Source organism: Sphingomonas sp. Leaf357, assembly GCF_001423845.1.
Taxonomy (GTDB): Bacteria; Pseudomonadota; Alphaproteobacteria; order Sphingomonadales; family Sphingomonadaceae; genus Sphingomonas.
The window spans coordinates 1,201,814-1,213,513 of record NZ_LMPM01000001.1; the positions used below are offsets into that span (position 1 = coordinate 1,201,814).

At 68.4% G+C, this 11,700-nt stretch carries 9 protein-coding genes; 3 read left to right on the plus strand and 6 right to left on the minus strand.

Annotated features, from left to right (window positions below):
* Positions 1 to 6: 6 nt before the first annotated feature.
* The 4 genes from ASG11_RS05645 to epsC all read right to left on the minus strand — a co-directional run bounded on the left by ASG11_RS05645 (position 7) and on the right by epsC (position 4,269).
* The gene (locus ASG11_RS05645) at positions 7 to 2,133 is read right to left on the minus strand and encodes an alpha/beta hydrolase family protein (RefSeq protein WP_082472786.1); all 2,127 of its coding nucleotides are present in this window, start codon (positions 2,131 to 2,133) and stop codon (positions 7 to 9) included.
* 132 nt (positions 2,134 to 2,265) lie between these two features.
* A complete protein-coding gene (locus ASG11_RS05650; protein ID WP_055776265.1) occupies positions 2,266 to 2,502 on the minus strand; it encodes a hypothetical protein in 237 nt (78 codons plus the stop codon).
* Between the two features lie 31 nt (positions 2,503 to 2,533).
* Positions 2,534 to 3,289: a gamma-glutamyl-gamma-aminobutyrate hydrolase family protein gene (locus ASG11_RS05655; protein ID WP_055776267.1), complete on the minus strand. Its 756-nt coding sequence runs from the start codon at positions 3,287 to 3,289 to the stop codon at positions 2,534 to 2,536.
* Positions 3,286 to 4,269 (minus strand): serine O-acetyltransferase EpsC, encoded by a 984-nt coding sequence (epsC, locus tag ASG11_RS05660; protein ID WP_082472615.1) that lies wholly within the window; start codon positions 4,267 to 4,269, stop codon positions 3,286 to 3,288. Before epsC ends, ASG11_RS05655 begins: the two co-directional genes overlap by 4 nt.
* A gap of 206 nt (positions 4,270 to 4,475) precedes the next feature.
* Here epsC and ASG11_RS05665 point away from each other — a divergent pair, with 206 nt between their 5' ends.
* A complete protein-coding gene (locus ASG11_RS05665; protein WP_236697397.1) occupies positions 4,476 to 5,942 on the plus strand; it encodes a DUF4403 family protein in 1,467 nt (488 codons plus the stop codon).
* A gap of 10 nt (positions 5,943 to 5,952) precedes the next feature.
* Here ASG11_RS05665 and ASG11_RS05670 read toward each other — a convergent pair whose 3' ends face one another.
* Entirely contained in the window at positions 5,953 to 7,602 is a 1,650-nt protein-coding gene (locus tag ASG11_RS05670) for an FAD-dependent oxidoreductase (RefSeq protein ID WP_055776273.1), read from the minus strand.
* A gap of 66 nt (positions 7,603 to 7,668) precedes the next feature.
* Positions 7,669 to 8,250 carry an arylesterase gene (locus ASG11_RS05675; protein ID WP_236697398.1) on the minus strand — a complete coding sequence of 194 codons (582 nt, stop codon included), beginning with the start codon at positions 8,248 to 8,250 and terminating at the stop codon, positions 7,669 to 7,671.
* Positions 8,251 to 8,415: 165 nt separating this feature from the next.
* Between ASG11_RS05675 and ASG11_RS05680 the strand changes: the two genes are divergently transcribed.
* Both ASG11_RS05680 and ASG11_RS05685 read left to right on the plus strand, forming a co-directional pair.
* The gene (locus ASG11_RS05680) at positions 8,416 to 9,078 is read left to right on the plus strand and encodes an ABC transporter ATP-binding protein (RefSeq protein WP_055776281.1); all 663 of its coding nucleotides are present in this window, start codon (positions 8,416 to 8,418) and stop codon (positions 9,076 to 9,078) included.
* Positions 9,078 to 11,573, plus strand: a complete 2,496-nt coding sequence (locus ASG11_RS05685) for an ABC transporter permease (RefSeq protein ID WP_055776286.1) — start codon at positions 9,078 to 9,080, stop codon at positions 11,571 to 11,573. Before ASG11_RS05680 ends, ASG11_RS05685 begins: the two co-directional genes overlap by 1 nt.
* Positions 11,574 to 11,700: the final 127 nt, after the last annotated feature.

An 11,700-nucleotide genomic window follows, 5' to 3' on the forward strand; every position in this document is an offset into this window, starting at 1 on the left:
ACTTTCTTACTGCTTGCCGGCGATGGCGGGGGCAGGGGCGGGGGAAGGGGCGGGGGCGGGCGCGGCGGACGCGCGATAGCGATCGAACCAGGCGAGGATCGCCGAGGCCTTGGCCGCCGATTGCGACGGCCGCGAGGTGAAGCCGCCATGGCTCGCGCCCGGCAGCTTGACCAACGCGGTGGGTACGCCTCGGATCTGCAGCGCGGCATAATATTGCTCGGATTCGGAAACCGGCGTCCGATAATCCTCGCTTCCCACCACCACCAGGGTCGGCGTCTTGACGTTGCCGACCAGGCTCAGCGGCGACCGGTTCCAATAGCTCATCGGATCCTCCCACGGCAGCTTGGTGAACCAGTAGCGCGACGTGAACAACGTATTGTCCATCGTCAGCGCCTCGCTGACCCAGTTGATCACCGGCTTCTGCGTCGCGGCGGCCTTGAACCGGTCGGTCTTGCCGACGATCCAGGCGGTCAGCACGCCGCCGCCCGATCCGCCGGTGACGAACAGGTTGTTCGCATCCGCCGTCCCGTCGGCGATCGCGGCATCGACCGCGGCCATCAGGTCGTCGTAATCGGCCGACGGATAGGCCTTGTCGATCAGGTTGGCGAATTCGGCTCCGTAGGAGGTCGATCCGCGCGGATTGGTCCACAGCACGGCATAACCCGCGGCGGCGTAGAGTTGCACGTCGGTCGCGAAGCTCGGGCCATAGGCGCTGTTTGGGCCGCCATGGATTTCGAGGATCAGCGGAACGCGCTGTCCGGCCGTGCGCCCCGGTGGCGTCGCCAGCCACGCGTCGATCGACCGGCCATCGGGGGCCGTCACTGCGATCTTGCGCACCGGAGCCAGTGCCTTGGACGCCGTCATCACGGCATTGAGTTGCGTCAGACGGCGCGGCTTGCCGCCGCTCCACACCCAGACGTCGGCGGGCGCGCCGGCATCGCCGCCGGTATAGGCGATCGTGCCGCCGCGCGAGACCGAGAACTCGCCGCCGGTATAGGGCCGGTCGAGCCCGCCGCCCTCGACATTGTCGATCAGCGGCGAAAGTTTCCCGTCGAGGCCGATGCGCGCGATCCGGCGGCGGCCATGATCGTCATAGCTGGCATACAGGCTGCGCCCGTCCGCCGCCCAGGCCGTGGCCTCGATCCCGCGATCCAGCGATGCTGTGAGCGAGCGCGGGCCGGCGGCATCGCGATCGCCCACATAGAGCTGCGCATTCTCGTAACTGCGCCTCTTGTCATCGAACCCCAGCCAGGCGATGCGATTGCCGTCCGGCGACACCAATGGCTGGCCGTCCGGCCCGTCGCGCGTCGTCAGCATGCGCAGCGCGCCGCTCGCCACGTCGATCGCGATCACGTCGGAATTCATCACCTGCCGTTCGGCCTCGGGACCGCGGATCGCGGCGAACACGATCTCCCGGCCATCGGGCGTCCAGGACAATGGCCCGCCATCGTCGAACGCGCCGAACGTCAATTGCCGCGCCGCGCCTCCATCCGCCGCGACGACGAACAGATGGTCGCGGTCCGGCTTGACGTAGCCGGGACCGTCGTTGCGATAATTGACCCGGTCGATGACGGTCAGCGGCTCGGCCCATTTCGCCCCCTCGGGCTTGGGCGGCGCTTTGCCCAGCGTCGTCGCCTCGCCCGCCACGGTCGCGACATAGGCCAGGCGCGTGCCGTCCGGCGACCAGGCGAGCGCCTGCGGATCGCCGGGGAAGCTCGTCACCCGCGCGCTGGCCCCGCTCGCGATCCAGCGCACGAACAGTTGGGATCCGCTGCCGTCGCCGGCGGCATAGGCGATGCGCGTGCCATCCGGCGACCAGCGCGGGCTCGATCCTTGCGCAACCAAAGGCGACTGGCGGCCGGACGCGACATCGATCAGCCAGAGCGACGATTGCATCCGGTCGTTCATCACGTCGCCGGAGCGCCGCACATAGACGATCGAGCGTCCGTCCGGGCTGATCTGCGGATCGGCGGCGATCGACAGGCCGAATAGATCCGCGCCGGTGAACACGCGCGACGGCGCGTCGGCGGGCGCGGCGTTCGGCTGCTGCTGCGCGACGGCCGGCGTCGCGGCAAGGATCAGGAAGGCGAGGGACAAACGCACGGATGGCTCCTTCGATAAAGGCCGGAGCATCATGCCCGATCGCCGTGCCCGCGCAACCGCCATTCGCTGGACATAAAAACGGCCCGACAGGGGCGCTGTCGGGCCGGAGGTTACGCTAGGGAGCTTACCCGGCGTGTTTCGGTGCCGCCTCGGCGGGAAATCCTATTGGCCGTTGCCGAGTTCGCCCGCGGCATTGTCGACGACGGCATTGTCCGGGCCGGCCGCATTGTCGGCGAGCGGATCGGCGCCGCCGGCGAAATTGCCGTCCGTCACGGGGCTCTCGTCGTTCAGCACGACGTCGCTCGACGTGATGTTGGTCGTCTCGTCCTGCTTCGCGCAGGCGGATACCGTCAGTGCGGTGCCGAGCAGGATCGGCAGGGCCAGATTGATCTTCTTCATGGAAACTCCTTCTTCGGTGGTGAGATGATCGTCATGCTGCGACCGATGCGCGCAGCGAGCTGCCGACGAGCGAGAAGAACGCGCGGCTTTCGGCCGATCGATCGACATTCCATTCCGGGTGCCATTGCACCGCCAGCACGTCCGCGCCGCACGGCCGTGCCCAGATCGCCTCGATCAACCCGTCCTCGGCCGCGATCGCCTCGATCGACAGGCCGCCGCCCAACCGATCGATGCCCTGTTCGTGCACCGAATTGACCGACATGCGCCGCCGACCGGTGGCGCGCGCGAGCAGACCGGCGTCGTTCAGCTCGACATCGTGGCAATGGCCGAACAGTTCGTCGAAGCACCCGTCCCACGATCCGCGGTGATGCCGCCCGTGACAGGCATCGGTGGAGAGCGTGCCGCCGAACAGCACGTTGATCTCCTGCAGGCCACGACAGATGCCGAACACCGGCTTGCCCGCCTCGATCATCTTGCCGGCGAGCGCCAGCGCCACCTCATCGCGCTCAGGATCGGTGCATTGCCCGGCCGGCAGTGGCGCGCCGCCATAGCGGGCCGGCGCGACGTTGGAGCGCGATCCGGTAAGCAACAGCCCGTCGAGCATGATCGCCATCGCGGAGATATCGACCGCCTCGATCACCGCGGGCACGAGCACCACCGTCGCATCGGAAAAGCGCGAGAGCGGCGCGACGAAGCGGGTGGCGACGGTCTGGACGGGGCGAACGACCGCCTCGTTGCAGCACAGGACGCCGACGATCGGGCGCGGCGTGGCGCGCTCGGCGCTCATGCCGAAGCCGCCCGCAAGAGCACGTCGCGCAGCGCGAGGCCGGCTTCGGTATCGAGTCGCTGCGCCTCGGGCTGCACCAGCACGCTGTCGTCGGGCACGTCGGACAGCAGCCAGACATTTCCACCGATGGTCGATCGCGCACCGATCGTGACGCGGCCGAGGATCGTCGCGCCGGCATAGATCACCACATCGTCGCCGACGATCGGATGGCGGGCATGGCGTTCGCGCACGTCGTGCGGCGTCGCGCCGATCGGGCTGCGCGCACCCAGCGTGACATGCTGGTACAGCCGCACGCGCGCGCCGATGATCGCGGTCTCGCCGATCACGACGCCGGTGCCGTGATCGATGAAGAAGCTCTCGCCGATTGTCGCGCCGGGATGGATGTCGATGCCGGTGCGTTCGTTGGCGAGTTCGGAGATCAGCCGCGCGACGATCGGCGCGCCCAGCGCGTTCAGTTCGTGCGCGATGCGGTGATGCAGGCTGGCGATCGCGCCGGGATAGCAAACCAGGATCTCGTCCACGCTGCGCGCCGCCGGATCGCCCAGAAAGGCCGCCTCGACATCGCTGTCCACCAGCCGCCTGATATCGCCCAGAGCCGCGGCGAACAGCCGGACGATCGCCGGTGCCTGATCGGCATCGAACAGCCCCGCCTCGGGCTGCCAATAGCCCAGTTCGTTGCCGATCTCGCGTTCCAGGTCGGTCAGCGCGGCGAGCAGCTTGGCGGCGACGAAATTGTCTTCGTCGGCGAGGTTGCCGCGAAACTGGCCCAGCCGGCGCGGGTAGAGCGCGGCGGACAATTGCCGCACGATCTGTTCCAACGCCGCACGCGACGGAAAGCTGACGACGTCGCGAGCTTCGTCCTGCCGCGCCCGCCAATCTTCGCGGGCCGCGCGCAGATCGGCAATGGCGTCGCCGACCGAGAATTCCTTGACGGTGACCGCCCGGGTGTCGTGGCGGGTGTCGGTCTGCTGCGCGGTCATTGCTGCCTCCGACCCTGAGCATATCCTACTCACACGATGGGAATTCATAGAAATGCTTCGCCGGGGCAAAGCAGGCCTTTGCGGATGCGGTTTGCGTGATACGAAGACGGTTCGACAATCGTTGGCCGACATGGGAACTTCGCGCCGCATCAGCGTTTAGCGCGGTTGACGGCGTTGGGCCGGGGGGCTTTGAAAAGGGGATGGGCTTGCGCGCTCCATATCTGCTGGCGATGTCGGGCATGTTGCTGGCGACCGGGTGCAGCCATTCGGTCACGTCGCCCGCGCCGCCCAAGGTGGAGACCGCGCCGGATTTTCCGCTCCAGACCTCGACCATCGTCGTGCCGATTTCCAGCTCGCTCGACGATCTGCAGCGCGCGCTGGAACAGCAACTGCCGCGCCGCCTGTGGGGCATCGACAAGCGGCTGGACACATGCGTCGGGGAGAAGCGCGTCGATCTGGGCATCGCCAGGCTGAAGGTGGTGCCGAACCTTGGCTGTCGCATCGTCGGCGATGTGCGGCGCGGCAAGATCACGCTCGGCGGAAGCGGCGATCGGCTGACGATCACGATGCCGATCCACGCGGCGATCGCGGCGCAGAAGGTCGGCGGCGTGGTGTCGAAGACCGCGACCGGCGATGCCGTCGTCCATGCCGTCGCGCGGCTGTCGATCGTCGGAAACTGGCGCCCGTCCGCCAGGGTGTCGATCGCCTATGACTGGACCACCCCGCCGGGGGTCGATTTCCTCGGCCAGCGGATCGAATTCGTGAGCAAGGCCGATGCACGGTTGAAGCCGGTGATCGCCAGGCTCGAGCAGACGCTGCCGCGCGAACTCGACAAATTGAACCTCCGCGCCAAGCTGGCCGGCGCCTGGAAGCAGGGTTTCACCTCGATCATGCTCAACCGCGAACGCCCGCCGGCGTGGATGCGGATCACGCCAAAGCGGATCGGGTTCGGCGGCTACCGGATCCAGCGGCGCAATCTGGAACTGCTGCTGTCGGCCGAGGCGTATACGGAGACGTTCGTGGGCGATCGGCCGGCCGATCCCGCCGTCACGCCCTTGCCGCCGCCTGCCGCCGCGATCGGTCAGCGTGGGCTCAATTTCTTCATCCCCGTACTGGCCGATTATGCGCAGCTGGAACCCGTCGTACGCCGTGCTCTGCTCAAGCGTGCGCAGAAGGGCATCACGCTCGCCGGTGTCGGGCCGGTCGACGTCACGTTCGGCAAGGTCACGGTCTATGCCACCGATGGCGGACATCTCGCGGTCGGCGTCGTCGCCGAGGCGAAGGCGAAGCAGAATTCGTTGCTGTCGACCAAGGGCGAGGTCTGGTTGACCGCCGTGCCCTACAATGTGGCCAATTCGCAGCTCGTGCGCGTGCGCGATCTGACCCTGGCGACGAACACCGACAATAGCATCACCAACCTGCTCGTCGCGTTGTTCAAGGACACCTCGATCCGCGACAGTATCGCGCAGGGCCTGACGCATGATTTCGCGCCGGATTACGCGAAGGTGCTGGCGTCCGCGCGCAAGGCGATCGGTGCGCGGCGCGAGGGCGATTTCCTGCTCTCGGCGGACGTGACCAAGGTGGAGAACGGCACGCTGGCGGTGACCGGGCAGGGGCTGTTCATGCCGGTGCGCGCCACGGGCCAAGCGACGATCGCGTACAGGCCGCGATAGGGTTCCCGGCTCACGCCGCGGGGAAATGCTCGGCGAGCGTGGCGTGGATCTGCGCGACGACGGCGGCGCCTTCGCCCACCGCCGATGCCACGCGCTTGGTCGATCCGGCGCGGACGTCGCCGATCGCGAACACGCCGGGCAGGCTCGTTTCCAGCGGCCGGCCGGTCCGCCCGGTGACGATGAAACCCTTGTCGTCGGTCTCGACACAGCCTTCCAGCCAGCCGGCATTGGGATCGGCACCGATGAACAGGAAGACGTGGTGCAGCGTGCAGCGCGAAATGGTGCCGTCGGCTACGCGGCGGAAGGTCGCGGCCTGCAACGCGCCGGCGGCGTCGCCCTCAAGTCCTACGATCTCGCTTCCGACATGCATCGTGACGTTGGGCAGCGCGGCGATCCGATCGATTAGGTAGCGCGACATCGTCGCGGCGAGAGGGCGCCGGACGATCAGATGCAACCGCTTCACCTTGGGCGCGAGGAACGCGATCGCCTGCCCCGCCGAATTGCCGCCGCCGACCAATGCGACCTCCTCGCCGTCACACAGCTTCGCCTCGGTCGGCGATACCCAATACGACACGCCGGCGCCTTCGAACTTCGACAGTTCGGCGATGTCGGGCCGGCGATAGCGTGCGCCGGACGCGACGATCACGGTGCGCGCGCGAATGCGCTGATCGTCGGCAAGCCGGAGCGACAGGGGCGATCCCGCGCCGTGCGCGTCGGCGCATTCCAATTGCTTCACGCCGAGCGGAATGGCCATTTCGGCACCGAACTTCAGCGCCTGGTTGAAGGCGCGACCGGCCAGCGCCTGTCCGGAAATGCCGGTCGGGAAGCCGAGATAGTTCTCGATCCGGGCCGACGCGCCGGCCTGTCCGCCCATCGTATGTTCGTCCAGCACGATCACCGACAAGCCTTCGGACGCGGCATAGACCGCGGCGGCCAGGCCGGAGGGGCCGGCACCGACGATCGCGACGTCGTACAGCGCGTCCGGAGCCAGTTCGGGCGTCAGGCCCAGGCAGGCCGCCATCTCGGTTTCGCTCGGCCGCTTCAGGATCGCGCCGTTGGGGCACACGACCAGGGGCAATTCCTGCGGCAGGACGCCGGCGCGCTCGACGAAGGCGCGCCCTTCCTCGTCGGATCGCACGTCGAGCACCAGATTGGGATGGCCGCTGCGGTTGAGGAAGTTCTGCAGGCGCGTGATGTCCGCGCTGCCCGGCACGCCGATCAGGATCGTGCCTGCGCCCTCCTGGATGAGCCCGACGCGGCGCAGGATCAATGCACGCATGACGATCTCGCCGATGTCCGCGGATCCGATCATCAGCGCGCGCAGATGCGCCGCGTCGAATGGCAGCGCACGGCAACCCTCTGGCCCGGCATGCCCGCCGGCGAGTGCCGGCCGGCCGGACAATTGCGCGACTTCGCCGGTCAACTGGCCGCGATGATAGGTGACGATCGGTGTTTCATGGTTCAGCCCGTCGCGGCGGACGACCTCGATCGACCCGTCCAGCACCAGCCAGGCCGGGCTGTGTTCGTCGGCGATCCTGAATACGTGCTCACCGGCCGCGAAGCTCCGCGCCGGGCCGCTGGCGAAGCGCTGCGCCGACTCCATCTGCACGGCGTCGAAGGTCGGGAACATCTGGTCGGCGCGGGTGTCGCTCAAGCTCATTGGGAGGCCCTCGCCTGATGCGCCATGGTCCGAGACTTACGCTTCATAGAAGGCTGCGGCAACGGCTCAGCGGTCCTTGAACTGCCCACCCACCAGCGGGGCAAGCTTGTCGGCGATGCGGGCGACGCCTTGAACATTGGGATGAACATGGTCCCCTTGCATGAGCGCAGGATTGCCGATCACGCCGTCGAGGATGAAGGGGTAGAGCGTGTCCTTGTGCGACGCGGCCAGCTCCGGCCAGATGCGATCGAACGCGGCGACGTACTCCGGACCGAGATTGGGCGGCGCCTTCATGCCGGTGAGCAAGACCGGAAGGCCGCGTTTCTCCAGTTCGTCCAGCATCGCGGCCATATTGGCACGGGTTTCGGTCGGCGGGATCTGGCGCAGGACGTCGTTGCCGCCGAGGCCGAGCATGACGAGGTCCGGCTTGCGTGGCAGATTGTCGAGCACGAAGGCCAGACGCTGCCGCCCCGCCGCGCTGGTATCGCCGGAGACGCCGGCATTGACGATCGTCGCGTTGATCCCGTCGCGCCGCAGTCGGACCTGTACGACATCGGGCAGGCTTTGGCCGCGATCGAGCCCGTAGCCGGCGTACAGGCTGTCGCCGAACGCGAGAATGAGCCGTTCCGGACCCGCGGGTCGCGCCACTTTCGCCACCATCGGGTTTGCCGAGGGCGTGGGCGTGGGCGTGGGCGTCGGGGCGGGGCCACCGCAGGCAGACAACAAAGCCGAGAGGAACAGGGCTTGGATAAGCGCGAACGCCACCGCATATCGGCTCAACGGCAATGCTCCGACCAAGGCAAATCCTCCGACATGACCGAACCTTCTATGGTGATCGACGCCCGCAATGTCACGTTGACGCTGGGCGACACCGCGATCCTGCGCGGCGTGGACCTGTCCGTTGTGCCGGGCGAGAGCGTCGCTTTGCTCGGCGCGTCGGGTTCGGGCAAGTCGTCACTGATGGCGATCCTGACCGGGTTGGAACGCGCGAGCGCGGGACAGGTGCTGGTCGCCGGGCTGGATTTCGGATCGCTCGACGAGGATGCCTTGGCCCATGCGCGGCGCGGGCGGATTGGCATCGTATTGCAGGCTTTCCATCTGTTACCGACGATGACGGCACGGGAGAATGTCGCCGTGCCGATGGAACTGGCCGGTAGCGCCGATGCCTGGGCACGGGCGGAGGCTGAGCTGGCGGCGGTCGGGCTGGGGCATCGGCTGGATCATTATCCTGCGCAATTGTCGGGCGGGGAACAGCAGCGCGTGGCGATCGCCCGTGCGCTCGGGCCGCGTCCGCCGCTGGTGTTCGCCGACGAGCCGACCGGCAATCTCGATACCGCGACCGGTGCTTCGATCATGGATTTGCTGTTCGATCGCCGTGCCGATCTGGGTGCAACCTTGGTGGTGATCACGCATGATCGCGCGCTGGCGGAGCGTTGCGATCGGGTCGTGACGCTGGCCGACGGGCGGGTGGTTTGATGGGCTGGTCGTTTGCCTGGGGACTGGCGCGGCGCGAACTGGACTGGCGTTTTCGCGGGCTCCGGCTGCTGGTGGCTTGCCTGTTCCTTGGCGTCGGTGCGCTGGCGGCGATCGGCAGCCTGGCCGATGCGGTCGGCGGCGAACTGGCCTCGCGCGGGGCGAGCATTCTTGGTGGCGACGTGGAGTTCGCGACGTCGCAACGGCTGGCCGAGCCGGCGGAGCGCGTGGCTATGGCCCGGCTGGGGCAGGTTTCGGAAACCGTTAGGATGCAGGCCAACGCGCTTGCCGGCGCGACCGGGGCGCCGATCCAGCTGAAGGCGGTGGATGGGGCGTATCCGCTCTACGGCGCGGTGAAGCTGACGGACGGGCGGTACGTCGCCGCGCCGCCCGCCGGGCAGGCGTGGATCGGGCGATCGCTGGCCGATCGGCTAGGCCTCAAGCGCGGCGCGACGATCCGGATCGGCGCGGCAAGCATCGCGGTCGGCGGGATCATCGCCGACGAGCCGGATCGGCTGGGCGAGGGCTTCACGCTTGGGCCGGTGGCGATCGTGCCGATGTCCGCGCTGCCGGCGACCGGATTGATCCAGCCGGGCAGCCTGTACGCCACGAAATATCGTGTGCGCCTGCCCCTATTTCGCACCCCCGCCACGGTGGTGTCCGATTTCCGCAAGGCGTTTCCAGCCGGTGGCTGGGAGGGCAAGACGCGCGACCGGGCGTCGCCGGGGGCGTCGCGCTTCGTCGACCGGATGGGTGAATTCCTCACGTTGGTCGGCCTAGCGGCGTTGGCGATCGCCGGGATCGGCGTTGGCAATGGCGTGGGATCGTTCCTGGCCGGGCGACGCGCCGGGATCGCGACGCTGAAGGTGCTGGGCGCCACCTCTGCGGATATCGCGAGAATCTATGCGATCGAGATCGCGGTGGCGGCGCTGGTCGGGATCGTTGGCGGGCTGCTGGTCGGCGCGGCGGCGGTGCCGGTGCTGGTGCGTTTGCTCGGGAGCGTGCTGCCGGTGGCGACCGACCTGCCGATCGAACCGTGGCCGCTGGTGCGGGCGGCGGCGTATGGCGTGCTGATCGCGGTGGCTTTCGCCGCGCCGCCGCTGGCCGCGGCCGGCCGCACCTCCGCCGCCGGGCTGTTGCGCGGCGCGCTCGCCCCGCTCAGCGCACCGTCGTGGCGCGGGCGGATCGTCGCACTCGGGGCTGGGCTGGCGGCGATCGCGCTGGCGATCGGGACGTCGCAGCAACCGGGGCTGGCGGCGATGTTCCTTGCCGCCGTCGCGGGCACCTTGCTGCTGCTGGCGGGGTTGGGCCGCCTCGTCCGGATCGCTGCCGCGCGTGCACCACGCCCGCGCCGGCCGCTGATCCGACTGGCGTTGACCGCAATGTATCGGCCGGGCGCGCGGACCGAGGCTTTGGTCGTCGCGCTCGGCCTCGGGCTGACGCTGTTCGTGTTGCTGGCGGCGATCCGCACCAGCATCGACGCCAATATCGCGACGACCGTGCCGGCCCGCGCGCCGGCCCTGTTCGCTCTCGACGTGCCGCGTCCGCGTGAGGCGGAGTTCCGCCGCGTGGTGACCAGGGCCGCGCCCGCGGCCGTGATCCGCACCGTGCCGATCCTGCGCGGCACGATCACAGCGTATCGCGACGTGCGCGTCGCCGATCTCAAGACGCTGCCGGAGGGGGCCTGGGCGCTGCGCGGCGAACGCGGGCTGACCTATGCGGCGACCTTGCCCGAGGGCAGTACGCTGGTGAGCGGCACATGGTGGGCAAAGGATTATGCCGGGCCGCCACTGGTCTCGGTGGACGAGCGGCTTGCGCAGGCGCTCGACCTGAAGCTGGGCGATGCGATCACCGTCAGCCTGCTCGGCGTGGAGCGTACCGCGCGCGTCGCCTCGCTCCGGCGGATCGAGTGGGATACTTTGGGCTTCAACTTCGTGCTGGTCTTCTCGCCGAACACGCTGATCGACGCGCCGCATAATCTGGCGGCGACGATCGACCTCCCCAAGGGTCGCGAGGATGCGGTGACGCGGGCCTTGCTTGGGCCGTTTCCCTCGGTGTCGGTAATCGAGGTGCGCGGCGTGCTGGCGCAGGTGCAGGATCTGGTCGGGCAGGTCGCCGCCGCCATCGCCGCCGCCGCCAGCGTGGCGATCGCGGCGGGAATCGCGGTCTTGATCGGCGCGATCGCGGCGGCGCGGGAGGCGCGGACCTATGATGCGGTGGTGTTGCGCATGCTGGGCGCAACGCGGATGCAACTGCTGGCCGGACAGGTGATCGAATATCTACTGCTGGGCAGTGTCGTGGCTCTGGTCGCGGTCGGGATTGGGCTGGCGGGAGCGTGGTATGTCGTGGTGGGGCTGTTCAGCTTCACCTGGGCACCCGATCCGCTGGTGGTGGCGACGACCTTGTTCGCCGGACTGGGCCTGACCGTGGCGATTGGACTGGCCGGGGCGTGGCCGATCCTGAGTGCGCGGCCGGCGCGGGCGTTGCGACAGATTTAGGCTGTGTTTTAGCCAGCCGGTATTCCCATAGCCCGTCCGTGCTGAGCCTGTCGAAGCAATGCCTTTCTTCTCGACGGTGGAAAAGAAGGGCAGTGCTTCGACAGGCTCAGCACGACCGGAGAAAGGA

Coding starts and splice junctions, on each gene's coding strand:
- ASG11_RS05645 (WP_082472786.1), bottom strand. CDS start 2,133: ATGCTCCGGCCTTTATCGAAGGAGCCATCCGTGCGTTTGTCCCTCGCC.
- ASG11_RS05650 (WP_055776265.1), bottom strand. CDS start 2,502: ATGAAGAAGATCAATCTGGCCCTGCCGATCCTGCTCGGCACCGCACTG.
- ASG11_RS05655 (WP_055776267.1), bottom strand. CDS start 3,289: ATGAGCGCCGAGCGCGCCACGCCGCGCCCGATCGTCGGCGTCCTGTGC.
- epsC (WP_082472615.1), bottom strand. CDS start 4,269: ATGACCGCGCAGCAGACCGACACCCGCCACGACACCCGGGCGGTCACC.
- ASG11_RS05670 (WP_055776273.1), bottom strand. CDS start 7,602: ATGAGCTTGAGCGACACCCGCGCCGACCAGATGTTCCCGACCTTCGAC.
- ASG11_RS05680 (WP_055776281.1), top strand. CDS start 8,416: ATGACCGAACCTTCTATGGTGATCGACGCCCGCAATGTCACGTTGACG.
- ASG11_RS05685 (WP_055776286.1), top strand. CDS start 9,078: ATGGGCTGGTCGTTTGCCTGGGGACTGGCGCGGCGCGAACTGGACTGG.